Annotated in this window: 19 protein-coding genes; 9 read left to right on the forward strand and 10 right to left on the reverse strand. The window is 67.5% G+C overall.

Going from position 1 to position 26,374, the window contains the following annotated elements; genetic code table 11:
- Positions 1–62: 62 nt before the first annotated feature.
- Together ACPXY0_RS12800 and ACPXY0_RS12805 are read left to right on the forward strand one after the other, a co-directional pair.
- Complete coding sequence (locus ACPXY0_RS12800) at positions 63–1,244, forward strand: AAA family ATPase (protein WP_423925139.1); 1,182 nt, start codon at positions 63–65, stop codon at positions 1,242–1,244.
- A complete protein-coding gene (locus tag ACPXY0_RS12805) occupies positions 1,241–1,855 on the forward strand; it encodes a DUF4276 family protein (RefSeq protein WP_423925141.1) in 615 nt (204 codons plus the stop codon). Before ACPXY0_RS12800 ends, ACPXY0_RS12805 begins: the two co-directional genes overlap by 4 nt.
- 81 nt (positions 1,856–1,936) lie before the next feature.
- Here the strand turns inward: ACPXY0_RS12805 and ACPXY0_RS12810 are convergent, their stop codons facing one another.
- The gene (locus tag ACPXY0_RS12810) at positions 1,937–2,380 is read right to left on the reverse strand and encodes a hypothetical protein (RefSeq protein ID WP_423925143.1); all 444 of its coding nucleotides are present in this window, start codon (positions 2,378–2,380) and stop codon (positions 1,937–1,939) included.
- Positions 2,381–2,683: 303 nt separating this feature from the next.
- On the opposite strand from ACPXY0_RS12810, the gene ACPXY0_RS12815 reads away from it, so the two are divergent.
- Both ACPXY0_RS12815 and ACPXY0_RS12820 read left to right on the forward strand, forming a co-directional pair.
- Positions 2,684–6,109: an N-6 DNA methylase gene (locus ACPXY0_RS12815; protein ID WP_423925145.1), complete on the forward strand. Its 3,426-nt coding sequence runs from the start codon at positions 2,684–2,686 to the stop codon at positions 6,107–6,109.
- A gap of 199 nt (positions 6,110–6,308) precedes the next feature.
- Positions 6,309–7,577 (forward strand): ATP-binding protein, encoded by a 1,269-nt coding sequence (locus ACPXY0_RS12820; RefSeq protein ID WP_423925147.1) that lies wholly within the window; start codon positions 6,309–6,311, stop codon positions 7,575–7,577.
- 93 nt (positions 7,578–7,670) lie between these two features.
- Here ACPXY0_RS12820 and ACPXY0_RS12825 read toward each other — a convergent pair whose 3' ends face one another.
- Positions 7,671–8,246 (reverse strand): DUF2335 domain-containing protein, encoded by a 576-nt coding sequence (locus ACPXY0_RS12825; protein ID WP_423925149.1) that lies wholly within the window; start codon positions 8,244–8,246, stop codon positions 7,671–7,673.
- A complete protein-coding gene (locus ACPXY0_RS12830; protein ID WP_423925151.1) occupies positions 8,200–8,415 on the reverse strand; it encodes a hypothetical protein in 216 nt (71 codons plus the stop codon). The genes ACPXY0_RS12825 and ACPXY0_RS12830 overlap by 47 nt, the downstream gene beginning before the upstream one ends.
- A 210-nt stretch (positions 8,416–8,625) precedes the next feature.
- Between ACPXY0_RS12830 and pglZ the strand changes: the two genes are divergently transcribed.
- A complete protein-coding gene (pglZ, locus tag ACPXY0_RS12835; RefSeq protein ID WP_423925153.1) occupies positions 8,626–11,028 on the forward strand; it encodes a BREX-1 system phosphatase PglZ type B in 2,403 nt (800 codons plus the stop codon).
- Between the two features lie 94 nt (positions 11,029–11,122).
- Positions 11,123–13,204, forward strand: a complete 2,082-nt coding sequence (gene brxL, locus ACPXY0_RS12840; RefSeq protein ID WP_423925155.1) for a BREX system Lon protease-like protein BrxL — start codon at positions 11,123–11,125, stop codon at positions 13,202–13,204.
- 562 nt (positions 13,205–13,766) lie between these two features.
- Here brxL and ACPXY0_RS12845 read toward each other — a convergent pair.
- The 3 genes from ACPXY0_RS12845 to ACPXY0_RS12855 all read right to left on the reverse strand — a co-directional run bounded on the left by ACPXY0_RS12845 (position 13,767) and on the right by ACPXY0_RS12855 (position 19,565).
- Positions 13,767–15,119, reverse strand: coding sequence for an IS1380 family transposase (locus tag ACPXY0_RS12845; RefSeq protein WP_423925157.1), 1,353 nt, complete (start codon positions 15,117–15,119; stop codon positions 13,767–13,769).
- Positions 15,120–15,702: 583 nt separating this feature from the next.
- Positions 15,703–17,055, reverse strand: coding sequence for an IS1380 family transposase (locus ACPXY0_RS12850; RefSeq protein ID WP_423925159.1), 1,353 nt, complete (start codon positions 17,053–17,055; stop codon positions 15,703–15,705).
- Between the two features lie 1,157 nt (positions 17,056–18,212).
- On the reverse strand, positions 18,213–19,565 hold the full coding sequence (locus ACPXY0_RS12855) for an IS1380 family transposase (RefSeq protein ID WP_423925161.1): 1,353 nt from the start codon (positions 19,563–19,565) through the stop codon (positions 18,213–18,215).
- Between the two features lie 185 nt (positions 19,566–19,750).
- Here ACPXY0_RS12855 and ACPXY0_RS12860 point away from each other — a divergent pair, with 185 nt between their 5' ends.
- On the forward strand, positions 19,751–20,260 hold the full coding sequence (locus ACPXY0_RS12860) for a hypothetical protein (RefSeq protein ID WP_423925163.1): 510 nt from the start codon (positions 19,751–19,753) through the stop codon (positions 20,258–20,260).
- Between the two features lie 193 nt (positions 20,261–20,453).
- Here ACPXY0_RS12860 and ACPXY0_RS12865 read toward each other — a convergent pair whose 3' ends face one another.
- From ACPXY0_RS12865 to ACPXY0_RS12875, 3 genes are all read right to left on the reverse strand, one after another.
- The gene (locus ACPXY0_RS12865) at positions 20,454–21,806 is read right to left on the reverse strand and encodes an IS1380 family transposase (protein WP_423924679.1); all 1,353 of its coding nucleotides are present in this window, start codon (positions 21,804–21,806) and stop codon (positions 20,454–20,456) included.
- A 597-nt stretch (positions 21,807–22,403) separates the two neighbouring features.
- The gene (locus ACPXY0_RS12870) at positions 22,404–23,195 is read right to left on the reverse strand and encodes a type II toxin-antitoxin system VapC family toxin (protein WP_423925165.1); all 792 of its coding nucleotides are present in this window, start codon (positions 23,193–23,195) and stop codon (positions 22,404–22,406) included.
- Positions 23,192–23,434, reverse strand: coding sequence for a FitA-like ribbon-helix-helix domain-containing protein (locus tag ACPXY0_RS12875; protein WP_423925167.1), 243 nt, complete (start codon positions 23,432–23,434; stop codon positions 23,192–23,194). The genes ACPXY0_RS12870 and ACPXY0_RS12875 overlap by 4 nt, the downstream gene beginning before the upstream one ends.
- A 105-nt stretch (positions 23,435–23,539) precedes the next feature.
- Here ACPXY0_RS12875 and ACPXY0_RS12880 point away from each other — a divergent pair, with 105 nt between their 5' ends.
- Complete coding sequence (locus tag ACPXY0_RS12880; protein WP_423925169.1) at positions 23,540–23,833, forward strand: ribbon-helix-helix protein, CopG family; 294 nt, start codon at positions 23,540–23,542, stop codon at positions 23,831–23,833.
- A complete protein-coding gene (locus tag ACPXY0_RS12885) occupies positions 23,830–24,204 on the forward strand; it encodes a type II toxin-antitoxin system VapC family toxin (RefSeq protein WP_423925171.1) in 375 nt (124 codons plus the stop codon). Before ACPXY0_RS12880 ends, ACPXY0_RS12885 begins: the two co-directional genes overlap by 4 nt.
- A gap of 3 nt (positions 24,205–24,207) precedes the next feature.
- Here ACPXY0_RS12885 and ACPXY0_RS12890 read toward each other — a convergent pair whose 3' ends face one another.
- On the reverse strand, positions 24,208–26,322 hold the full coding sequence (locus tag ACPXY0_RS12890; protein ID WP_423925173.1) for a prolyl oligopeptidase family serine peptidase: 2,115 nt from the start codon (positions 26,320–26,322) through the stop codon (positions 24,208–24,210).
- Positions 26,323–26,374 lie beyond the last annotated feature (52 nt).

Below are 26,374 nucleotides of genomic sequence, written 5' to 3' on the forward strand. Positions count from 1 at the left end.
ATCTCAGGGCGGGCGCAGGCCCGAGACGCGGGAAGCGTGCATCGTCCGAACGGCCGGAGTCAGTGCCTCCGGTACTCCGGAAGTTGCGCCTCGATGGCGTCCTGTCGTTCGCCCCCGACTCGAAACCATTCGATCTACAGACCCTGAACGTCCTGATCGGACCCAACGGCTCGGGCAAGACCAACGTGATCGAGACACTCCAGCTGCTCTCCGCGACGCCGGTCAACCTCCGCGACGCGGTGCGGGTGGGTGGCGGACCCGACGCCTGGGTGTGGAAGGGCGAGCCCCGTGCGGCGTCCGCGCTGATTGAGGTCGTGCTGGATGGCGGCACGCCCACGGGTCGAGCAATACGCTACCGCTTGGAGTTCGCCGTTTCCGGCTCCCGCTTGGAACTTGTCGATGAAGCCATCGAGGAACTGCGGCCGAATCCAAAAGAAAAGGCGTTCGTCTACTACAGCTTCCACGGTGGCCGTCCGGTCATCTCCCCGAAAAGAAAGCCGGCGAGAGGATCCCGCAGACCGCTCGTCGCGTCGAAGGTGAAGCTGGATCAGTCGGTGCTCGCGCAGCGCAAGGATCCCGACCAATACCCCGAAATCACATGGGTAGGCGAGACATTCGGCGACTTCCAATTCGCGCGCGAGTGGACGTTCGGACAGCACGCGCCGGTGCGCAGGCCGCAGCAGGCTGACCTTCCGACCGACAGGCTGCTCCCGGACTGCAGTAACCTGGCGTTGGTCCTGAACCAGATCGAACACGTCGGGGACACCCGTGTCAGCGCACTCGTGAAGCGGTTCTTCCCCCGCTTCGAACGCTTGTCGACGCATATATCCGGCGGCACGGTGCAGTTCTACCTCCACGAGACCGGCTTTGGGAAACCCATTCCGGCCACTCGGCTCTCGGACGGTACACTCCGCTTCGTGGCCCTCCTGGCCGCTCTACACGTCCCAACACCCCCGCGCCTGCTGTGCATCGAGGAACCGGAACTCGGGCTTCACCCGGACTCTGTCGCACTCCTGGCGGATGTGCTGGCCGAGGCGTCGCAGAGGATGCAACTCATCGTCACCACGCACTCCGACACCCTCGTGTCGGCCCTAAGCAGCCAGCCTGACGCCGTGATCGCCTGCGAACGCCCGGGGGCAGCCACAGTGCTCCACCGCTTGGACCCCGAGAAGCTCACCACCTGGCTTGACGATTACCGTCTCGGGGATCTCTGGCGAATGGGAGAACTCGGAGCCAATCCGTGACTGGCATCGCGATCTATATGGAAGGTGGCGGAGACCACAGCGGGAGCCGGGCCGCCCTTCGCCGGGGAATGGACACCTTCCTCCGTTCGCTCAAGCAGGCGGCGAGACGTAAGGAACTGCGCTGGAAGCTCGTCCCGTGTGGTTCGCGCGACGCCGCGTTTCGTGGCTTCAAGAACGCTGTCACAGCCGAGCCCGAAGCGGTCAACATGCTTCTGGTCGATGCCGAAGGGCCTGTCACGAAGAAACCGCGGGAGCACCTGCGGGCGCGCGATCCGTGGGATCTGAGCGGAGCGTCCGACTCGCGGCTGCATCTCATGGTGCAGACCATGGAGACTTGGATCGTTGCTGATCCGGAGCGCTTGGCAACGTTTTACGGTCAGGGGTTCCGCACGAGGAAGCTGCCTCGCCAGACCGATCTCGAGAAGGAACCGAAGGAACGAGTTGCTGTCGGCCTAAGGGAGGCGACCGCAGGTACGACAAAGGGCGTCTACCACAAGATCCGACACGCGAGCGACCTGTTAGCGGCAATCGACCCCGCCACTGTGCGGGATCGCTGTCGACACTGCAAACGCCTATTCGACGAGCTTGCTGGGCTCATCGAGGCCGCGTGAGGCGAGATGACCACCACGCGCGCTCCTTCCTACATGGTCTTCGCCGACGGCCGCGGCCGTCCAGTCGATGGGATACCCGCTCTACCCCTTGTTGCCGGTTCCACCCGATCCGCGGCTACCGAAGTAGAAGCCAAGGACGGGCCCCGCCAGTGTCGCCAGAGTCGTCAAGACGCTCTCGTACGCGGGCCCGAGACCTCGTTGGCCGAACGTCGCTACGACGACGAAGGTCCCCACCGTCATGAGCGCAAGCATGCTCCGTACCGACCCCTCCGGGAGACCGAGACCCTTCAAGGGTGTCTCCGCGGCACCTTCATCCGCTTTGCGCTTATGCCCGACGACCGTGGCTAGGACCGGGAGCCCGATCAAGACGATGACAAGAAGGACCGCGCCGGCCCAGACCAGACTCACTGGATCGCCTGTTGCGTTGCCGGCGTCCTGTGCTGGGTCGGCCTGCACGGAGAGAGCTTCAAGAGCGACCGGGAAGATCAGACGGTCGATGACCATGACGGATTCCTCGTTCTGCATGATTGCTCTGACGGCGATCCCAGCCATGCTGCACGGGGATGACTTGGCGGGCAACCTGCCGCCATGACCAGACATGTTCGCACGGACCTCCGAAGCCAGCTTGCGCGGGCGATTCAGAGAGCCCGGCGGACCGGGGAGGACGGTGCCCGGAAGGCGGTGGCCGCGTTGGCCGTGGGAGCTGGCCAAGCGCACCCAAGCATGATGGAGACGGAGCGTCAGTTGCGGCGACGGCTCCGCGCGCACGGGCGGCAGCTTGGCGACCGGCGTAATGCCCGGACCCGAGAGCAGGAGATTGACCGGCTCGTGCACGAGACTGCGTACGAGCACTGGCACCGCATGCTCTTCGCGAGGTTCCTGGCCGAGAACGAACTCCTGATCGAGCCTGAGTCCGGCGTGCCCGTGTCGCTGTCGGAGTGCGAGGAACTCGCGAGCGAGCGGGGAGAAGACCCCTGGGAGGCAGCTGGGCGGTGGGCGTCCGGCATGCTGCCCGAGATCTTCAGGCCAGGCGATCCCGTGCTTGCGGTTCAGCTTCCGCCGGAGACCAACCAGACCCTTCGCAAACTGCTCGCGCACCTGCCCGCCGCCGTCTTCACGGCGGACGACTCGCTTGGGTGGACGTACCAGTACTGGCAGGCCGAGCGGAAGGACGCGGTCAACAAGAGCGGGGTCAAGATCGGGGCGGACGAACTGCCTGCCGTCACGCAGCTGTTCACCGAGCGCTACATGGTGCTCTTCCTCCTCCACAACACCATCGGGGCGTGGCGGGCGGGGCAGGTGCTGGCGCGGATGCCCGGCTTGACGCGGGAGGCCAAGACCGAGGATCAGCTTCGCGAGGCGGTACGGCTGCGCACGGGAGGCGGGTACGATTTCTCCTACCTCCGGTTCGTGCGCAAAGCGCTGGAGGGCGAAGAGGAAGACACGCCGACAGGGCCGTGGCGCCCGGCCGCGGGATCCTTTGAGCGCTGGCCCCGAACCGCTGCGAAACTCCGCGTCCTCGACCCCTGCTGCGGGAGCGGGCATTTCCTCGTCGAGACCTTCCATCTCCTCGTGCGGCTGCGCATGGAGGAGGAATCGCTCGCCGTCGCCGATGCCGTGCGCGCGGTTCTCCGCGACAACTTGTTCGGCCTCGAACTCGACCCGCGGTGCACCCAGATCGCGGCGTTCAACGTCGCCCTCGCTGCTTGGAAGCTGATCGGCGATCCAATCGAACTTCCGCCGCCACAGATCGCCTGTTCCGGGCTCGCACCCAACTCTACGCGCGAAGAGTGGCTCCATCTTGCTGATGCGGTCGCTATGGCGGGAGGGATTCCGGCGGATCGTGACCTGCTGGGTCCAGAGGACAACCTCCTCTCCGCACCTGTTCGAGAGAGCCTAGGGGAGCTACACGCCCTCTTCGAGCAGGCACCCGTCCTCGGCTCGCTGATCGACCCTCGCGCTTCGTCTGGACAAGGCGATGTCTTCCGAACCGACTACGGGACGCTCCGCCCGCTTCTCTCCGAGATCCTCGCTCGCGACGTACCGGACCCCGATCTCACCGAGCGCGCCATTGCCGCGCGCGGGATGGCCCACGCGGCACAACTATTGGGCGACACCTATACACTCGTCATCACGAACGTCCCCTACCTTGCCCGGGGAAAACAGTCCGAACAACTGAGACGCTTTTGTGAATCCCACCACGCTGACGCGAAGGGCGACATCGCCACCGCCTTCGTGTCGCGATTCTTCCGCTGGCTCGGTGAGCACGGCACGCAAGCTGTGGTTACGCCGCAGAACTGGCTGTTCCTAACAACGTACCGAAAGCTGCGCGAACGGCTGCTGAGAGACCGCACCTGGAACGTCGTCGCCCGCCTAGGGCCGGGCGCCTTCGAGACGATCACGGGCCACGTTGTCAACGTGGCGCTGAACATCCTCTCCGCCAACCGCCCGCGGCCCGAACAGGAAATGGGTGGCATCGATGTATCTGGTCCCCGAGGCCAACGCCCCATCAAAGCGCAAGACAAGGCCCAACTTCTTGCCGGAGTGGACACCGTCGTGCTCGCGAACCAGGCGGAACAACTTGACAACCCCGATGCTGTTATTCTGATGCGGCCTATTGGTCATACAGCCTTGATGCGGTCGTTGGCCCATGGCGTGCATGGATTCGGCAGCAAGGATTCCCCTCGATTCTTCTCGAATTTTTGGGAGACTTCTCTTCCCCTCTCCCACGACTGGCAGTTTCTCCAGAGTACTGTTAGAAAGACACTTCCTTGGGGAGGTTGCGAGCAAGTCGTTTACTGGCAAGGAGGGCGGGGAGTGCTGGCGGATCGAGCCAAGACCGGCCTAGCCATTCCGGCAGGAAGGATCGCTTGGGGGCGCACCGGAATCGCCGTAAGCCAAATGGGCTTACTCCCGTGTGCTTTATATGCAGGTGACATATTTGATAAGAACGTGGCTGTAATATCTCCGCGCGATGAGAGCCACCTCCCTGGGCTGTGGTGTTTCTGTGCGTCCCCGGAATACGCTGCCACAGTGCGTGAGATAGACCAGAAACTGAATGTCACGAATGTCACGCTCGTCAAAATCCCCTTTGACCTTGATCGGTGGCAACAGGTCGCGGAAAACAAATATCCGAATGGACTGCCGGAACCATATTCGGATGATCCGACACAATGGATCTTCCACGGCGACCCCGGTGGGAGCGTAGTCTGGGATGAGGAGGAGAAGTGGACGGTGCGGGGGTCGCTGCGGATCGACGACACTGTCCTCCAAGTGGCGGTCGCGCGGCTTCTTGGCTACCGGTGGCCGGCGGAACTCGATCCGGAGATGCGGTTAGCGAAGGAGCAACGCGAACTCGTCGAGTACTGCAAAGAGTTCGCACGCTTCGCGGACGCCGACGGTATCGTCTGTCTGTCGCCGACTCGCGGAGAGGCGACGGCGGCGGATCGGGTACGGAGACTGCTGGCCGCCGCCTACGACGACGAGTGGTCACCGTCCGCGGAGCGCGCGCTGCTCGCGGCCACGAGCGAGAAACCACCCGCGTCGCTGGAGGACTGGCTCCGCGACCGCTTCTTCTATGAGCATTGCAGGCTGTTTCACAACCGTCCCTTCATTTGGCACATCTGGGACGGGCGGAAGGACGGTTTTCACGCGCTCGTTAACTACCACCGGCTGGCGGGGGCGGACGGAGAGGGCCGCCGCACCTTGGAGACGGTCACCTACTCCTATCTCAGCGACTGGATCGCCCGGCAGCGGCAGGCGCAGCGCGAGGGACTGGCCGGGGCCGACGCCCGTCTCGTGGCGGCGCTGGAGTTGCGCGCGCAGCTTGAGGAGATTCTGGAGGGCGAGCGGCCCTACGACATCTTTGTGCGCTGGAAGACGGTCGCCGAGCAGCCTGCGGGTTGGAATCCGGATATCAACGACGGCGTGCGGCTCAACATCCGTCCTTTCATGCGGGCCGAACTCCGATCCGGCGGCCGCAAGGGTGCCGGAATCCTGCGCGCGAAACCCAACATCAAGTGGGGTAAAGACCGGGGGAAGGAGCCGCAGGAACTCCGTGACCGCGAAGACTTCTCGTGGTTCTGGTCCTGCCCCGGCACCGGCACGACGGAGCTGCGGACGGACTACGCGGCCGAGCCCGGCGCGGCGTTCGACGGCAACCGCTGGAACGACCTCCACTACACGCTCGCCGCCAAGCGCGCCGCGCGCGAGGCCGCTGCGGCCGCGCGGCGCGAGGAGAAGGACCGTGCCTAGAACCAGGAGCGAGGTTGAGACGCTTCCTGGCGCGGCTGAACGACTCCCCGTCGGGAACGAGGCCAAGCACGGGCTTGGATACATTTCTTGATACATTCCGGCGGGAAATGTGTGCGATCACATTTGCCGCACGCATTCCAAGCGAAATGTGACATTTGCGGGGTGAATGAGCGCACCGCACGATTCCGGGGACGTCGCCATGCCTGATCCAGCCACCACGCTGTTGAGGAAGATCCGCGCTGGCGAGGATTCCTTCCTCGAACTCAAGGAGGTCGTCTTCGCGGGCCGGGAGATCAAGGGCCCGCGGCGCGATTCGCTTGCTAACGAGATGGCGGCCTTCGCCAACGCGCGCGGCGGCGAACTGGTGCTTGGCGTAAGCGACACGACCCGCGAGGTCACCGGCATCCCCCTGGACAGACTTGACGTTGCGGAGCGCTACGTCGTCGAGATCGCGAGAGATTCCGTCGACCCTCCCCTGGATGTCGTGACGAGGCGGCTGGAGCTTCCGGGCCCGGACGACCAACTCAGGTTCGTTCTTGGCGTCGTGGTACCGCGCAGTCCGTTCGTCCACCGGAGCCCGTCGGGGTACTTCCGCCGTGTGGGAAGCTCGAAGCGGGAGATGCGTCCCGAGGAGCTTGCCCGTCTCTTCACGCTTCGAAGCCGGTCCGGGCTCGCCGGATTCGACGAGCAACCCGTGGGGAGCGCCGCGTTCGAGGATCTGGATCCGGCGTTGATCGACCGCTTCCGCACGGAGCGCAGCGACGACGATCGCCTCACCCTCGCCCGCAAGCTGGGCATCGCGACCCGGACGGATGCTGGCGGGTACGCCCCCACGGTCGCGGGCGTCCTCCTCTGCGCGCGACGCCCCGAGCGGTGGCTCCGCAACGCCTGGATTCAGGCGGTGGCGTACCATGGGCGGGATGTCCCGGACGCGCTGAACGCTTCGATCTACCAGCTGGACGCGGAGGACATCACGGGCCCGCTGGACGCGCAGATCGCCGGGGCCTGCCGGTTCGTGACCCGGAACCAGAAGGTGCGGGGCATTAAGACGATCGGCCGCACGGACATCCCCCAGTACGACCTCACCTCCGTCTTCGAGGCGGTGGTGAACGCCGTGGCGCACCGCGATTACTCGATCCACGGGTCCAAGATCCGTCTGCGGCTCTTCTCCGACCGCATCGAGTTGCATTCGCCGGGGGGTCTGGCGAACACGCTCGAACTGGACATGCTCCCGCACCGCCAGGCGACGCGAAACGAAGCGGTCGCGAGCCTCCTGTCCCGGATCCCCGTACCGGGCGGCATCGCCGGGCTCGACACGACGCGCCACACGCTCATGGACCGCCGGGGCGAAGGGGTGGGCGTGCTGCTGCGGCGCAGCGAGGCGCACTCCGGGAAGCGCCCCGTCTACCGCCTGCTCGGCGAGACGGAGCTGATGCTCACGATCTTCGCCGCGAACCCGCTCGAATGACCCGGGCTAAGCTAGTCCGAATGCCTGAACCAAAAGGGCGACGCGGTCGGAACCAGCGGCCGAACTCATCGACCGAGGGTGAACGTGAACCGGTCAGTCGCTCTTGTCGTGATTGGACTCCGACGGCGACGGCACTCTCCAGGCATTGAACCACCTTGGGACCCTGCCGAGGACGAAGATCGCCGCAAGTATGACGAGCGTTCGGCCCACCAAATCACTCGCGAAATCCGCATGTCCCGTGACCAAGGCTATCCCGCCGATGAGGAACGCGAGGAACACGACGCCAGCTCCGAGCACCTGTCCTCGCTTATGCGCGTCGATGGAGCCCCCGAGGGCTCGATTCTCGAACTCGCGCTTGTGCTCCGCGAGACCCTCCACCATCGAGACGATCCTGTCAGCAGAACCGGGAAGGATGGATTCGTACTCCTTCAATATCCAGGGTGGGGGAATCGGCCCCTCGATCTTCTCGATCTGAACCGATTCGCTTCGGGCTACGATCTTCCCTGCGGGGCTGGTGGTGTCCCCCTCCGAAACGGTCGATTCACCCGCGACGCCGGGGGTACGATCACTCGTGTGGATGGGGGCTGTTCCGGGACTCTTCGCGGGGGCCTTTTGCTGCCGTCTACGCCGTTGCTTCTTCCGGCGTTTCTTCTTCCGGTTCCGGGTCAAGGTCAACCTCGTTCATGGCGCGGCGGAGCGCCGCGCCGGTCTCGTACCAGCTACGACGGAACATCTCCTCTGCGTCGTGGGGCGACAACTCCTCGAACCTCTCGGGAAGGGGCCAGATATCAAGGATTGACCCGGCGCCTCTGAGGACGTTCATCAAGCGTTCAGCCATGATTCTCCTTGCTCGTGCGGTCTCCCTGCCGTGGTTCCGTGCGACGCGGCCAAGCCGGAAGACTCTTCAAGCTACGCCCGGTTTACGATCCACGAAAGCTGGTATCGCCTCCGGCGAAGCGTTGCTGCTCATCACCGCAAACACGTTGTTACGCGTTATGTTCCCCGTCACGTTGCTGCGGGGGCGGAGATGCCGAACGAGGACCACGTCATGCGTGTTACGGACGCAGCTGACCGGAATTCCACGCCGCTCGACCGGCTAGTCGGCAGCCTGCGCGCCCGGGACGCGGCGTCGGACGGCCAGACCCGTCCGTGCGCGATCCTGTGGCCCGATGCGAACCGGGAGTGGGAGCGGTTGCTCCCCGTCCTGCGGAACCGGATGCCCGAGCTGTTTACGCTGGGCGGCTACGCCCCGAAAGCCCGCATGGGACCGGCAATCTGGCTCCGTTGCGTGGTGGACGGGACGATCGAGCCGCCCGGGGGGCGGCCCGCTAAGGATGGCTCTCCCAGAGCGGGCGCGCCGGGGCCGTTCGCGCGGATCCCGATCCTCCATCTGCCGGGGTTCGAACGCGGCGATCTGCGGGCGGGCGAGCAGTGTACGGAGGAGGTGCGACCGCTGGTCGAGCTGATGTACCGGGGCGTCCTCTGGCATCACCCCAACGGCCGGGACTGGACGGTGGCCGCGTTCCTGGGTTCTCCCAAGGAGGTCGGGCTCGACATCGCCGGAGACCGCACGACGCTCGACGCGCTGCGCGGCGCGTTGGCGGAGGTGGCTTTGAGGCCCGTCGCCCAACTGCGCGGACGTCGCCTCGACGCGGACGACTTCAACGAGATGCTGGTGGGCGACTTCCGGCGCGACCTGCTGCGCTGGATGGACCACCCCGACGCGACGCGCGCCCGCCTGGGCGACGCCGAATGGGCCGCCTTCCGCCAGCAATGCGAGGACAAGCTGGACTTCGACCCCGGCCGCGAGGCGGATGTGGCCGCCGGTGCTCGGCTCGGCGAGGGACGCGGCCCGTGGGCAACTGTTTGGGACCGCTACGCGGAGGCGCCGGAGACGTATCCGGGGGTCGAGGCACTCCTGCGCCGCAGCCGCCCGGTGGGCGAGCTCGCCTTCGACCGGGAGCGCTGGCCCGACCTCAACGACGAGGACGAAGACGAGGTGCGGGAGGCGCTCTCGACCTTGCCGCAGCGCCCGGCCGACGAGGCGCGCGATGCGGTGCTGGCGCTGGAGGCCGCGCACGGCCACCGCCGAGACTGGGTGTGGGCGCGACTCGGACGTTCTCCGCTGGCCACCGCGCTGGCCCCGCTGGCGGGTCTCGCCGCCGCGACCCGGAGCGCCATCGGCGGGGCCGCGCCGGACGACATCGCCACCGCCTACGCGGACACCGGTTGGCGGGCCGACGCCCACGCCCGCGCGGCGCTCGCCCCGGCCTCGGGCACCGACCTCGCATTGATCGTCTCCACCGTCAAACACCTGCTGGAGCCTTGGCTACGGGACACGGCGACGGCCTTCCGGGACGCCGTGGGGCGGACATCTCTTCCCCACCGCGGTGGGCAGCCTCTCGTCGAGGCGCGGGCGGACGAGTGCCTCGTCTTCGTGGACGGGCTGCGCTACGAACTGGGCCGGGACCTTGCCGACCGACTGGAACGCCGCGGCTGCGAGGTCTCCGCGAGTCACCGCTGGGCGGCGATCCCCACCGTTACGGCAACCGGCAAACCCGCCGTCACCCCGGTGGCCGACCTTGTCGAGGGAGACGTGTTGGGCCCCGACTTCCGGCCCGCAGTCCACACTGACGGCGGCCAGCGCCCGCCCCGCCCCGCACTCGCTAGCGAACTCCGCAGAACGATGAAGGCACGCGGCTACCAGATCGTCGGTGACGGCACGCTCGACTTGCCGCTGGCGGCGGGTGCCTGCGGTTGGTTGGAGGCCGGCAAGATCGACAAGTTCGGCCACGATCACGAGGCCGCGACCTTCGCCCGCCTGGTCGACGAGGAGTTGGACGAACTCGCCGAGCGCATCGTGCGCCTGCTCGACGCGGGTTGGCGCTCCGTGCGCATCGTCACGGACCACGGCTGGCTCTGGCTGCCCGGCGGCCTTCCGATGGTGCAGCTTCCCAAGCACCTCACCGAGTCCAAATGGGCTCGGTGCGCCGTCATCTCCGGCGACGCCACGCCGAATGTGCCGCGCCACCCATGGCATTGGAACGCGAGCGAGTGGTTCGCGACGCCGCCCGGGATCGCGTGTTTCAGCAAGCGGGACGAGTACGCCCACGGCGGCCTGAGCATCCAGGAATGTCTGATCCCCGACATCCGCGTGGAACGCGCCGCGGGGAGCGACATGGCGGCCACCATCCGCTCGATCACTTGGCGCCGCCTGCGCTGCCTCGTCGAGGTCGCCGTCCGAGGTGGAACCGTGACCGCCGATCTGCGGCTCGGGAGCCCCTCGGGAGCCTCGGTGGCCGCGGCGACCAAGCCGGTACAGGAAGACGGATCGGTGAGCCTCGTGCTGGCCGGCGATGAGCATGAGGAAGCGGCTCTCGTCCTCGTCGTCACCGACGCCGATGGCCGTATACTTTCCCAGCAGCCCACCCGTGTGGGAGAAAACGCATGACGGCGATTCGGCTGAGCGATTCCGCGATCAATCAAGCCCACAAATCGCTCACGAGCGATTCCGCTGAGCGATTCCGCCGTGTGGGAGAGAACTCATGACCGAGGCGGGAGCCCGCGTGAGCGAAGCCGGGATTCAACTGGACACGATGGACGTCACGGCGAACGAGGCGTTCCCGGGCTACTTGGTGCGCAAGGATCTTGTGCGGCGCTACGCCCGCCAGTACCCGGTGCCGACCTACGTCGTCGAGTTCCTCCTCGGCCGCTACTGCGCAAGCGTGGACGAAGCGGAGATCGAGGAAGGCCTGTCGATCGTGGAGAAGCAGCTCGATGGCCGCACGATCCGCGCCGCCGAGCAGGAGATCTTCAAGTCCAGGGCCCGGGAGGAAGGCACCGTCCGACTCATCGACATCATACGCGCCCGCCTCGATGCGAAGAACGACTGCTACCTCGCCGAGCTGCCGAGTCTCACGCTCCGGGACGCGCGCATCGGTACCCGCCTCGTCACCGAGAACCATCGCATGCTGGCCGACGGCTTCTATGCGGAGGTGACGCTCGAATACGATCCCGTGATCGCGTTGGAGCGGAACGGCCGCCCCTTCGGCATCCAGGCGCTGCGCCCCATACAGATGTCGAATCCGAACGTGCTGGACGTGCTGGCCCGCGGCCGCCGCCACTTCACAACCGGGGAATGGATCGACTTCCTCCTCCGCTCGACCGGCCTTGAGCCCGACACCTTGGACGACCGCGCCAAGCGGGTGGTCCTGCTGCGGCTCGTCCCGTTCGTCGAGCGCAACTACAACCTCGTCGAGCTGGGACCGCGCGGAACCGGCAAGAGCCACGTCTACCAGCAGCTCTCCCCCTTCTCCCACCTCATCTCGGGCGGGAAGGCGACGGTCGCCAAGATGTTCGTCAACATGGCGAACGGGCAGCGCGGCCTCGTGTGCCATTACGACATCGTGTGCTTCGACGAGATCGCCGGCGTCTCGTTCGACCAGAAGGACGGCGTCAACATCATGAAGGGCTACATGGCGTCGGGGGAGTTCAGCCGCGGCAAGGAGAGCATCCGCGCCGAGGGCGGCATGGTGATGGTCGGCAACTTCAACGTCTCGGTCGAGCAGCAGCAGCGCATCGGGCACCTCCTGAGCCCGCTCCCCAAGCAGATGCGCGACGACACGGCGTTCCACGACCGGATCCACGCCTACGCCCCGGGCTGGGATTTCCCGAAGCTCAATCCCAGGGAACACCTCACCGACCACTTCGGCCTCGTGAGCGACTTCCTGAGCGCCTGCTGGACCGGCCTCCGCCCGCAGTCGCGCCTCCCCAGGATCCAGAACCGCGTTTTCTGGGGTGGCGCCCTCTCCGGCCGCGACATCGAGGCGGTTCACAAGACCGTCTCGGGACTCATCAAGCTGATCTTCCCCGACCCGGACATGGAGATCGAAGACGAGGATCTCGAGTGGATCGTCCGACTCGCGCTGGAGTCGCGACGTCGCGTGAAGGAGCAGCAGAAGCGCTGCCTCAAGGCCGAGTTCCGGAACACGCACTTCTCGTTCACCCTCGGCGTAGACGGCACCGAACAGTTCGTCGCCACTCCCGAACTCCACAGCGACGAGGCGATCGACCCCGACCCCCTGCCCCCTGGACAGGTGTGGGCCATCGGGCCCGGCCTTGCCGAGACCGGGCCGGGTCTCTACCGGATTGAGGTCACCGAGGGACCGGGTAGTGGCATCCGGATCCTCAACCATCCCGTCCCGCCCGCGTTCCGCGAAAGTATGAGGGTGGCCGAGCAGAATCTCTACGCCCAAGCCACCGTCCTCATCGGCGACCGCAACGCTAGGTCCCACGAATACACCGTGCAGCTCCGCCCCTTCGACGCGGACACGTCCGGCACTCACCTGGGCGTACCCGTCCTTACCGCCTTCGTCGGAGCACTCCTCAATCGGGGCACCCGCGGCGCCGCGATCGTCACCGGCCCACTGAACCTCGGCGGCTCCCTCGACCAACTGGCAGATCCAGTCGCGATCGCCGAACTCGCCGTGGACAAGGGGGCCTCCGTCCTTCTCCTCCCCGTCACCGCGCGCCGCGAGTTGATGAACCTCCCGGATGACATCTGGACGAAGCTCAACATCGAGTTTTACAGCGACGCCGCCGATGGTGTCTTCAAGCTTCTAGAGTGATGCCGCGTTTCATGACCTTTACCACCCAACGGGCGAATTCAGCTTATGCTAAGCGACACTGACCAACGTTTCCTCTTGCGCGCCTTCCAACGCAACAACGCCATCCTCTTCTTGGGCGCCGGATTCTCTTGTGCGGCTTCCAACCGCCGGGGCGATCCTGTCCCAACGGCAGACCGATTGGCCGCTGAACTTTGAGCTTGGCGTGGCTATTCCGAGGTCTACGACGGTGATGGCTCAGATCTCGGCGAAATATTTGAGTCCTGCCTTTCTTCCGGGCAGCCTCAAGCGTCTCTTCGCTCGTTGTTCAGGAGTCTGTTGTCCGTCACGGACGTCCCTGATTGGTATCATAATCCCGGATCCTGCGTTGGCGCATAGTCGGGCGGCCTGAGGGCGATTATGACCGGCGGTTGTGGCGACTTGGCGCGGGCGGTGGCGTTTTCGGGGCCGGACCGGGTCTCGGCGGAGGGCCGGCGGGGCTCGGGAGGGGTCCCGAACGGCTCGCGGAGACACGGGGAGTGGGTGCCGCCGCGCGGCGCCTTCGGAAGGCCGGGGTTGGGACCGGTCAGGCGGGGGCGGGCGGCGGGAGACCCCGCTCGATGGTCCGGAGGCTCCGCCGCAGGAGACCGAGGGCCGGGTCGGCGCGCGCGAACCCGAGCGAGGTTCGGCGAGCGTGGGAGGTGATCCTGGCGGGCGCGCGCAGCAGGCGCAGCCGGATGCCGCGCGGCTGCACGGCGCGCCAGCGGCCGCCGAGGAAGTTCGCGCGCAGGATGTGGAGGAGTTGGTAGGCGAGCACGGCGAGGCTCCAGAGCAGGGCGTTGCCGCCGAGGTCGTCCACCGCGGTGCGGCCGGCCGAGAGCTGGCCCAGCTCCTCGATCCGCTGCTCGACGACCGCGCCCGCGTTGTAGGCGCGCCACGCCTCGACGGGGCCGATGCTCCCGATGTTGGTCAGAACGTCGGCGCTCATCGTGGTCTCCCACGCCGCGAGATCGAGTTCTCCCTCGTCCGGCCCGACCCGTCTCCGCCTCTCGACCGAGAGAAGCCGCGTGCCCCACAGCTCGCCGGAGGCCGTCCTCAGCTCCCGGTCCCCGGCCTCGTCCCGGGCGGCGGTCTCCCAGGCGCCCCGGAAGCCGTCGAGCCAGGCGTGCCGCGGCACCTTGAGCGGATAGGACACGCCGAGCTCCTCCATGCGCCGCGCGATGGACTTGGAGAAGAACCCCTTGTCCAGCCGCACGGTGATCCGCCGCACCCCCGCCCCCCTCAGGCGGGCCACCAGCCCGGCCAGCCACGCCTCCGCCCCCCGGGCCGTGTGCGCGCCCCCCGGCCGCCAGCGCACCCCGAGGCAGTCGCCCGTCTCCAGGACGTAGGCCAGAAGGGGGTGGTGCGAGGGGCGGCCCCGCTTCTTCGGGTTGTAGCCCCGCTCCGCCCCGGCCTGCTTCAGCCCGTAGCGCACCACGACGGTCGAGTCCATGACGATCGTCGCCGACCGCGGCGCCCCGCCGGCCATCTCCCAGCGCCGCCGCACCATCCGCCACAACAGCTCGTCCAGAAGCGGCGACAGCACGGCCGCCGAACCCCGCAACCAGCGCCCGAACGTGGCCGGGTGCGGCACCCGCGCCCAGCCGAAGATGCGGCGCACGCCCCGCCGCTCCAGAAGCGGCAGGTCGTCCATCACCCCGCCGCCGTACAGGAGCAGCACCACCCACGACTCGACCATGAGCGATGGCCGGTAGCGGCCGGGGACGTTCCCGCTCCGCCGGTCGATCCAGCCGCCCAGCCCCAGCGCGTCCCACAGCTTCCGAACCACGACGAGGCCGCCCGCGTCGGTGATCCGCCCGCCGCCCCCGCGGACCCTCAGCGCGGCCGCCGATCCTTGCACGTGCGGGCGCGGTCCGGTATAGTCGTTTCCACGCACCATTCGGGTGTCCTCCGTTCCGGGGTGAACTCTTGTTCAGTCCCTCTGAACGTAGGGCCCCGGGCGGTGCTTTTCCATAGTCCGAAACTATGATCTCACTATCGTCAAGGCCTCCACGGCCCGGCTACGGCCGCCCTCCCGGACGAGCCCCGCGCCCACGATCGCAGGATCCGGGATAATCTGTTACGCGTCTGGTGGTATCGGATATACACGACGAACGTCGATGACCTTGTAGAAACCATATATTCTCAACGCGTTGATACCGTTCCGTTGTCCGTTCACACTGCTCCTATTGCCGACTACCGGGACCGTGATTCGTTTCTCGAGTCGATCCAATACATTAAACTCAATGGTTGTTTGAAGTTACGGCTTGATCCCGGATCCTGCGTTGGCGCATAGTCGGGCGGCCTGAGGGCGATTATGACCGGCGGTTGTGGCGACTTGGCGCGGGCGGTGGCGTTTTCGGGGCCGGACCGGGCCTCGGCGGAGGGCCGGCGGGGCTCGGGAGGGGTCCCGAACGGCTCGCGGAGACACGGGGAGTGGGCGCCGCCGCGCGGCGCCTTCGGAAGGCCGGGGTTGGGACCGGTCAGGCGGGTGCGGGCGGCGGGAGACCCCGCTCGATGGTCCGGAGGCTCCGCCGCAGGAGACCGAGGGCCGGGTCGGCGCGCGCGAACCCGAGCGAGGTTCGGCGAGCGTGGGAGGTGATCCTGGCGGGCGCGCGCAGCAGGCGCAGCCGGATGCCGCGCGGCTGCACGGCGCGCCAGCGGCCGCCGAGGAAGTTCGCGCGCAGGATGTGGAGGAGTTGGTAGGCGAGCACGGCGAGGCTCCAGAGCAGGGCGTTGCCGCCGAGGTCGTCCACCGCGGTGCGGCCGGCCGAGAGCTGGCCCAGCTCCTCGATCCGCTGCTCGACGACCGCGCCCGCGTTGTAGGCGCGCCACGCCTCGACGGGGCCGATGCTCCCGATGTTGGTCAGAACGTCGGCGCTCATCGTGGTCTCCCACGCCGCGAGATCGAGTTCTCCCTCGTCCGGCCCGACCCGTCTCCGCCTCTCGACCGAGAGAAGCCGCGTGCCCCACAGCTCGCCGGAGGCCGTCCTCAGCTCCCGGTCCCCGGCCTCGTCCCGGGCGGCGGTCTCCCAGGCGCCCCGGAAGCCGTCGAGCCAGGCGTGCCGCGGCACCTTGAGCGGATAGGACACGCCGAGCTCCTCCATGCGCCGCGCGATGGACTTGGAGAAGAACCCCTTGTCCAGCCGCACGGTGATCCGCCGCACCCCCGCCCCCCTCAGGCGGGCCACCAGCCCGGCCAGCCACGCCTCCGCCCCCCGGGCCGTGTGCGCGCCCCCCGGCCGCCAGCGCACCCCGAGGCAGTCGCCCGTCTCCAGGACGTAGGCCAGAAGGGGGTGGTGCGAGGGGCGGCCCCGCTTCTTCGGGTTGTAGCCCCGCTCCGCCCCGGCCTGCTTCAGCCCGTAGCGCACCACGACGGTCGAGTCCATGACGATCGTCGCCGACCGCGGCGCCCCGCCGGCCAGCTCCCAGCGCCGCCGCACCATCCGCCACAACAGCTCGTCCAGAAGCGGCGACAGCACGGCCGCCGAACCCCGCAACCAGCGCCCGAACGTGGCCGGGTGCGGCACCCGCGCCCAGCCGAAGATGCGGCGCACGCCCCGCCGCTCCAGAAGCGGCAGGTCGTCCATCACCCCGCCGCCGTACAGGAGCAGCACCACCCACGACTCGACCATGAGCGATGGCCGGTAGCGGCCGGGGACGTTCCCGCTCCGCCGGTCGATCCAGCCGCCCAGCCCCAGCGCGTCCCACAGCTTCCGAACCACGACGAGGCCGCCCGCGTCGGTGATCCGCCCGCCGCCCCCGCGGACCCTCAGCGCGGCCGCCGATCCTTGCACGTGCGGGCGCGGTCCGGTATAGTCGTTTCCACGCACCATTCGGGTGTCCTCCGTTCCGGGGTGAACTCTTGTTCAGTCCCTCTGAACGTAGGGCCCCGGGCGGTGCTTTTCCATAGTCCGAAACTATGATCTCACTATCGTCAAGGCCTCCACGGCCCGGCTACGGCCGCCCTCCCGGACGAGCCCCGCGCCCACGATCGCAGGATCCGGGTTGATCAGCTCACGTTTTCTCCGCGACAGTACGCTCGGCAAACCAGTTCTCACGATCGCTGGTATGACCATTTTGTTCGGGAGTACGTGCTTCACCCAACCGTGTTCATTGGGACCGAGCTCCAGGAACCAATGTTCTGGCAGGCTATCGTAGCCCGTGAGGCCCGTGGTGAGAACTCGGAGGAACGGCCTCGATCATTCCTTGTCGCTCCGACCGTCCCACCACCTCGCCTCGATCTCCTCCACTCCTTGAACATCCGACACGTTCCCGCTACCGCAGAAGACTTCCTGCGGTGGCTATCGAACACACACCCGCACGAGCAGCGGACCACCGTATTGCGGCGCCTCGTACCCGAGGACATGGAGATACTGGATCGCCCGTTCGATCACGTGGTGATCGAACAAGCGCTACCCCACTTCCTAGCCGCGTTCCCCCGAGTTCCCGACACGACGACGCTACTCGCGGGTCACCCCAAGACGTTTTTTCTCGGCGCACCTCCAACGTGGCACGACATCGCCGCTGAGTTCGACGCTCCCCGAGAATCTACGACTTCCCTGCTAGACGCAGTCCACGAGGCCCTCTCCGACGAATCTCAGCTGCACGCGCTGGCCGTCTTGGGAGCGGGCGGGGCCGGGAAGAGTACCATGCTTAAGCGTGTCGCCCATTCCCTTCGCCGTGATGGCCACCACGTCTTTTTCTCCGAAGGTTATGACCGTCCGGCGTACGATGACGTATATAATGGTCTACGAGCCTTCGGCGACAAATCAGCCCGGATCCTGCGTTGGCGCATAGTCGGGCGGCCTGAGGGCGATTATGACCGGCGGTTGTGGCGACTTGGCGCGGGCGGTGGCGTTTTCGGGGCCGGACCGGGCCTCGGCGGAGGGCCGGCGGGGCTCGGGAGGGGTCCCGAACGGCTCGCGGAGACACGGGGAGTGGGCGCCGCCGCGCGGCGCCTTCGGAAAGCCGGAGTTGGGGGCGGTCAGATTTAGGCGGGCGCGGGCAGCGGGAGACCCCGCTCGATGGTCCGGAGGCTCCGCCGCAGGAGACCGAGGGCCGGGTCGGCGCGCGCGAACCCGAGCGAGGTTCGGCGAGCGTGGGAGGTGATCCTGGCGGGCGCGCGCAGCAGGCGCAGCCGGATGCCGCGCGGCTGCACGGCGCGCCAGCGGCCGCCGAGGAAGTTCGCGCGCAGGATGTGGAGGAGTTGGTAGGCGAGCACGGCGAGGCTCCAGAGCAGGGCGTTGCCGCCGAGGTCGTCCACCGCGGTGCGGCCGGCCGAGAGCTGGCCCAGCTCCTCGATCCGCTGCTCGACGACCGCGCCCGCGTTGTAGGCGCGCCACGCCTCGACGGGGCCGATGCTCCCGATGTTGGTCAGAACGTCGGCGCTCATCGTGGTCTCCCACGCCGCGAGATCGAGTTCTCCCTCGTCCGGCCCGACCCGTCTCCGCCTCTCGACCGAGAGAAGCCGCGTGCCCCACAGCTCGCCGGAGGCGGTCCTCAGCTCCCGGTCCCCGGCCTCGTCCCGGGCGGCGGTCTCCCAGGCGCCCCGGAAGCCGTCGAGCCAGGCGTGCCGCGGCACCTTGAGCGGATAGGACACGCCGAGCTCCTCCATGCGCCGCGCGATGGACTTGGAGAAGAACCCCTTGTCCAGCCGCACGGTGATCCGCCGCACCCCCGCCCCCCTCAGGCGGGCCACCAGCCCGGCCAGCCACGCCTCCGCCCCCCGGGCCGTGTGCGCGCCCCCCGGCCGCCAGCGCACCCCGAGGCAGTCGCCCGTCTCCAGGACGTAGGCCAGAAGGGGGTGGTGCGAGGGGCGGCCCCGCTTCTTCGGGTTGTAGCCCCGCTCCGCCCCGGCCTGCTTCAGCCCGTAGCGCACCACGACGGTCGAGTCCATGACGATCGTCGCCGACCGCGGCGCCCCGCCGGCCATCTCCCAGCGCCGCCGCACCATCCGCCACAACAGCTCGTCCAGAAGCGGCGACAGCACGGCCGCCGAACCCCGCAACCAGCGCCCGAACGTGGCCGGGTGCGGCACCCGCGCCCAGCCGAAGATGCGGCGCACGCCCCGCCGCTCCAGAAGCGGCAGGTCGTCCATCACCCCGCCGCCGTACAGGAGCAGCACCACCCACGACTCGACCATGAGCGATGGCCGGTAGCGGCCGGGGACGTTCCCGCTCCGCCGGTCGATCCAGCCGCCCAGCCCCAGCGCGTCCCACAGCTTCCGAACCACGACGAGGCCGCCCGCGTCGGTGATCCGCCCGCCGCCCCCGCGGACCCTCAGCGCGGCCGCCGATCCTTGCACGTGCGGGCGCGGTCCGGTATAGTCGTTTCCACGCACCATTCGGGTGTCCTCCGTTCCGGGGTGAACTCTTGTTCAGTCCCTCTGAACGTAGGGCCCCGGGCGGTGCTTTTCCATAGTCCGAAACTATGATCTCACTATCGTCAAGGCCTCCACGGCCCGGCTACGGCCGCCCTCCCGGACGAGCCCCGCGCCCACGATCGCAGGATCCGGGATCAGTTCTAGTGATGGACAACGCCGATCTCATGGGATACCAGCTTCGGAAACTCATAGAGCGACTGTCCACTATGCAGGTGCCACCGGTGATAGTGTTGGCTTCGCGATACAATCTCTTCCAACGAGAACTCCGAGATTTGCTGGAGCAACCGAATGTGCGCCTGATCGACATTCCTGACCTCTCTGACGCGGACATCGAGACACTCATCGAGAAACTCGATACGCACCAGCAGCTTGGAAGACTCGGACCGCTGCCACATCATGCCCGAGTCCAGGAATTTCAAGAACGCGCGGACAAACAGATCCTAGTCGCGATGCGCGAAGCTACGCGAGGTCGTGGATTTGATGACATTATTCGGAGTGAATTCGATGACATTCAAGAAGCCGAGCCGCGGATCTTATACCTTTGTGCGGCTCTGGCTACGGCCGAACGGATGCACATAAGTCTCGATCAATTCCTTGCGTGTTCAGAAGCGAGTCCGGCATCGACACTCAATCCCGGATCCTGCGTTGGCGCATAGTCGGGCGGCCTGAGGGCGATTATGACCGGCGGTTGTGGCGACTTGGCGCGGGCGGTGGCGTTTTCGGGGCCGGACCGGGCCTCGGCGGAGGGCCGGCGGGGCTCGGGAGGGGTCCCGAACGGCTCGCGGAGACACGGGGAGTGGGCGCCGCCGCGCGGCGCCTTCGGAAAGCCGGAGTTGGGGCCGGTCAGATTTAGGCGGGCGCGGGCGGCGGGAGACCCCGCTCGATGGCCCGGAGCGCCGGTCGCAGGAGGCCGAGGGCCGGTTCGGCGCGCGCGAACCCGAGCGAGGTTCGGCGGGCGTGGGAGGTGATCCTGGCGGGGGCGCGCAGCAGGCGCAGCCGGATGCCGCGCGGCTGCACGGCGCGCCAGCGGCCGCCGAGGAAGTTCGCGCGCAGGATGTGGAGGAGTTGGTAGGCGAGCACGGCGAGGCTCCACAGCAGGGCGTTGCCGCCGAGGTCGTCCACCGCGGTGCGGCCGGCCGAGAGCTGGCCCAACTCCTCGATCCGCTGCTCGACGACCGCGCCCGCGTTGTAGGCGCGCCACGCCTCGACGGGGCCGATGCTCCCGATGTTGGTCAGAACGTCGGCGCTCATCGTGGTCTCCCACGCCGCGAGATCGAGTTCTCCCTCGTCCGGCCCGACCCGTCTCCGCCTCTCGACCGAGAGAAGCCGCGTCCCCCACAGCTCGCCGGAGGCCGTCCTCAGTTCCCGGTCCCCGGCCTCGTCCCGGGCGGCGGTCTCCCAGGCGCCCCGGAAGCCGTCGAGCCAGGCGTGCCGCGGCACCTTGAGCAGATAGGACACGCCGAGCTCCTCCATGCGCCGCGCGATGGACTTGGAGAAGAACCCCTTGTCCAGCCGCACGGTGATCCGCCGCACCCCCGCCCCCCTCAGGCGGGCCACCAGCTCGGCCAGCCACGCCTCCGCCCCCCGGGCCGTGTGCGCGCCCCCCGGCCGCCAGCGCACCCCGAGGCAGTCGCCCGTCTCCAGGACGTAGGCCAGAAGGGGGTGGTGCGAGGGGCGGCCCCGCTTCTTCGGGTTGTAGCCCCGCTCCGCCCCGGCCTGCTTCAGCCCGTAGCGCACCACGACGGTCGAGTCCATGACGATCGTCGCCGACCGGGGCGCCCCGCCGGCCAGCTCCCAGCGCCGCCGCACCATCCGCCACAACAGCTCGTCCAGAAGCGGCGACAGCACGGCCGCCGAACCCCGCAACCAGCGCCCGAACGTGGCCGGGTGCGGCACCCGCGCCCAGCCGAAGATGCGGCGCACGCCCCGCCGCTCCAGAAGCGGCAGGTCGTCCATCGCCCCGCCGCCGTACAGGAGCAGCACCACCCACGACTCGACCATGAGCGATGGCCGGTAGCGGCCGGGGACGTTCCCGCTCCGCCGGTCGATCCAGCCGCCCAGCCCCAGCGCGTCCCACAGCTTCCGAACCACGACGAGGCCGCCCGCGTCGGTGATCCGCCCGCCGCCCCCGCGGACCCTCAGCGCGGCCGCCGATCCTTGCACGTGCGGGCGCGGTCCGGTATAGTCGTTTCCACGCACCATTCGGGTGTCCTCCGTTCCGGGGTGAACTCTTGTTCAGTCCCTCTGAACGTAGGGCCCCGGGCGGTGCTTTTCCATAGTCCGAAACTATGATCTCACTATCGTCAAGGCCTCCACGGCCCGGCTACGGCCGCCCTCCCGGACGAGCCCCGCGCCCACGATCGCAGGATCCGGGTCAATTTCTTGAGTCGGAATCTACGTGGATTGTTGCATCGGCCTCCAAGACTCGACCGAATTATCGCGCGACATTCGCTGATCGCTGAGCACGTGGTCGCGCAGGTTGCTGAACGAGAGGACTTGGTCGTTGCATACAAGCGATTGCTCGGGACGTTGGCGCACGATGTGTACGGGGGGACGGGACGGCGAGGACGGAATTGGAGGTTGTTCGTGAAACTCATCCGACACGCGAAGATTCATAGCCGATTCAGGGCAAACGTTGACATGGTGCGGGAGATCTACGAAGCAAATTCCGAAGCATCACGTGGGGATGGCTTTTTTTGGCTGCAATACGCCAACCTCGAGATCGAATTTGGGCAGCCTGAATATGGACGGCCACACCTGGCAACTGCTGAAGCTCTCATGCCGGACCATGAGCAAGTGTTAACTACTAAGGGACATCTTTGGCTCAAGGAGGCGATCTTGGCCGGTAGCCTTGAGGAGGCCGTGGACTGCCGCGCAGAGGGCGAAGAGATTCTTATGGATCTCATCAACCGGATCGGCCATCGGGATCGCTATCCCTATCACGTTTATCTCACCCAGAACGTTGCATGGCTTGACCGCTGGGGCATGCTGATTCCATTCGAGGATCGACGTGGCCTTCTGGAGGAGCTCGATGAAGTTGCGGAGGACGCGCGTGTAGCTCACCCAACGAGCTCTCGGTTGAGGGAGGTGGCGGATGCAGTTCGACACAAGTACCTCAGTCAAGCCCGCTTGAATTGAACGAGCGTCGCCCCGAGGACTAACAAACTCGGAGCGCGGTGACGTCGTCCTAAAGGCCGGACAGACGCGCAAGGCGAAGCGCCACATCCGGTGCGCCCCGCGGATCTTCCGGTCCAGAGTAGCCAAGCGGACACCGAGCGTACGCGCTATGGCCACGAACTCGGCGTCGTAGGCGGTGAGGCCGCACTCGAGGGCGACGTCGATGACCTGTGCGCCCGACACGGTGGCCAGGCGGTCGCCCAGAACCGAGGCCGCGTCGTCCAACATCGCCTTGCTCTGATCGGGGGTCATGGTAGCTTCCCGCACGCAGCCGACCAGGACGTTTCTCAGCTCGCTCATCAGGAGGGCCGGCGGCGCCCATTCCGGGTCCCTCCGGAAGAGCCTGGCCGCGGCCGCGCCGTCCGTCCCGCCAACGACCAGATGCACCATGACGTTGGTGTCGACGACGATCATGGCCGTCCGGCGTCCCGGAGCCGTCGAAGGTTGTCTTCGCTCAGGTCGAGAGTCGCGAGCGCCTCATGTCGGAGCTGTATTCGATGAAGGAGAGCTTCGACATCGACCGGCGCGGGGCGCACCGAGGCGCTCAGCCTCGCCATGATTTCCCCGTTCAGGCTGCGGTGGTTGCGGATCGCCGCCTCCCTGAGCTCTCGATGCAGGTCTGCGGGAATCCCTCGCAGCGCCAGGTTCGGCATGGGTCGATTCTCTCGCGATGAATGATATCCGCCTGTAGCGCATGACGCCGCAACGGGTTCCCGGGTGGCTTGACGCGCGTGTAGTATGGCCATATCCTCGGCGTTATGGCCACTACAACCATCAAATCAACGTACTCGCTCGATGTGGAAACCGTGCGGACGCTCGAAGAGCTGGCGTCGCGCTGGAACACTTCCAAGTCGGAAGTGGTGCGCCGCGCGATCAAAGCGGCCGCCGCAAGGGATGAGAGCGTCGCCGATGGGCCGCTGGCGGCGCTTCGGCAGCTTCAGGACAGCGTTCGGAGCCGGGGAGTGGATCTTGACCAGTGGGTACGAGAGGTCCAGGCCGAACGCCGTGCCTGGACGATATCCCCTCCGGCGCACGAGGCGCGCGGCGAATGATCCATCTCGATACTGGTTTCTTGATCCGGGCGCTGAGTGCCGGATCATCAGAGGATCGCGCGCTGTCGGCTTGGGTTGCCGCGAATCAAAATGTCGGCATGAACGCGGTCGCGTGGGCGGAGTTCCTGTGCGGCCCGCTCACCGCATCCGAGCAGCGAGTGGCCGATGGTATCGTGGGTCCCCGTATCGATTTCACCGGGAGCGATGCCGCCGTAGCCGCACGTCTCTTCAACGAGTCCGGGCGGCGGCGTGGATCTCTGCCCGATTGCATGATTGCGGCGGCGGCGCTTGGCCGGAGGGCGCGGCTGGCCACGACCGACGAGGGAGATTTCCGCCGCTTCGAGGCCCGCGGCCTGAAACTCGCTCGATAAGGCTCAGCTTCCGGAAGCGTCCAACTGCTGGAGCAGGAAAGCCAGTTCCATGGCCGTGTTCCGCACGTTGCGGCTGAACGTGCGGCCACCCGCGTGGCCCGCGCGCGGATCGTAGTCGAGGATCACCGGCAGACCCGATGTCGAGGCGGCCTGGAGGCGGGCCGTCATCTTGCGGGCCTGCAGCGGGGGCACGCGCGTGTCGAGATCCCCCTGCGTGAGCATGACCGCGGGATAGTCGACGCCGTCGCGCACGTTCTGGTAGGGTGAGAAGGTGCGGAGAACCTCGAACTCCTCGGCCACCGCCGCGTTCCCGTACTCGAGCAGGGCCGGCATGTTGTTCGTGTCCTTGAACTGGAAGAAGCGGACCATGTCCAGGTCGGGGAAGCCGCAGAAGACGGCGCGGAAGAGGTCCGGCCGCTTGGTGAGCGCGCTCCCGACGAGCAGGCCCCCGTTGCTGCCGCCCCGGATCGCGAGACGATCGGAGTTCGTGTAGCCGTTCTCGACCAGCCACTCGGCCGCAGCGATGAAATCGGCGAACACGTTCGGCTTGTTCTCCAGCATCCCGTCCCGGTGCCACTCCTCGCCGAACTCGCCCCCGCCCCGCAGCGTCGCGATGGCGTAGACGCCGCCCCGCTCCATCCACACAGCGGCGCGCGCGTCGAAACGGGGCAGCAGGTTCACGTTGAAGCCGCCGTACCCGTAGAGGAGCGTGGGCGCGGACCCGCCGGGTTCCAGCCCTCGGCGGTGCGCGACGTACATCGGGGCCTCGGTCCCGTCGGCGGAGGTGTACCAGACCTGCCGCACCTCGTACTCCGACCCGTCGAATGGGACCTCGGAGGGGAGCCACGGTTCAATCCCCATCGTCTCGAGGTCGATTTCGACGATGTGCGACGGCGTGAGGAGCGACGTCAGCGTGAGGAGCGCGCGCCCTTCCCCCCACTCGCGCAGCGTGACCACGTGATGTTCGGGCACGGGGATCTCGCCCGTCCGCGTCCCGGCCATGTCGTAGCGCACGATCCGGCTGCTCACGTCGCGCAGGTAGTCGGCGTACAGATCGTCGCCGATGAGCCGGTATCCGGTCAGGAGGTCGTCGGCCTCGGGCAGCACCTCCCGCCACGCGGCCGGGTCCGGGTCGGGGTTCTCGGGGTCCACCGCGAGCAGACGGTTCCTCGGCGCATCCAGGTTCGTGAGCAGGAAGAGTTCGTCCTCGACGAAGCGGGTGCTGAAGCGCGCGGGGGCGCCGACGATGAGCGGGGCGGGCCCCGCCCCGGAGCGGAGGTCGTGCAGGTAGACGTCGGTCCGCGCCCAGCCGTGCTGCACGGTGTACACGAGCCACCGGCCATCGCCGCCCAGTGAGAAGTTGACGAACCGCTCCGGCCCGTGCCCCTCCCCGAACAACTCCTCGTCCTCCTCCATGTCCGTCCCCAGCCGGTGGTACCGGATCCGTGCGCCCGTCTCCCGCGACCGGCGGCTGTAGTAGAAGCCGTCCCCTTCCGGATCGAAGGAGATGTTGCCGTACAGGTAGGTCGGCAGGCGGTCGGGCAGGTCCTCGCCGCCCTCCAGGTCGCGGACGCGGAACTCCCGCTCGTCGCGACCGCCGTCCCGGATGCCGTAGAGCATGAGCTGGCCGTCGGGGGAGAAGTCCTGGATGTCCACGCTGGTCGTGCCGTCGGGCCGAAACTCCAGCGGATCGATGACGACCTCGAACTCGCCCTCCGAATCGACGGGCCCACCCCGGCGCCCGTCTTCCGGAGGGGGTGGCGCCGGCCGGCGGTAGATCGCCCCCACCTCCCGGCCCGGCTTCCGGAAGGAGAAGTACTCGTACTCCCCCGCCCGGCGCGGGAAGATCGCCCCGGGCATGTCCATCAGCTCGCGGAGGCGTCCCTCCAGTTCCGCCCGCAGCGGCGCTTCGCCCACGATCTGTTCCGCGTAGGCGTTCTGCTCGGCGATCCAGGCCCGGGTCTCCGCGCTCTCCTGGTCCTCCAGCCACCGGTAGTCGTCGGTGAACGCGACCCCGTGCAGCGTGTCGACGACGGGAATCCGGGCCGTCGCCGGCGGGGATGGAAGCGGACCTCCGCACGCCAGCGCCAACCCCACACCTAACGTCAAGTACTTCACGTTCACGTCCCCTCGCCAGCCCCCCCTCGGCCACTTGTTCCCTTCCTCCCTG

It is taken from the genome of Candidatus Palauibacter sp., assembly GCF_965237495.1.
GTDB lineage: Bacteria > Gemmatimonadota > Gemmatimonadetes > Palauibacterales > Palauibacteraceae > Palauibacter.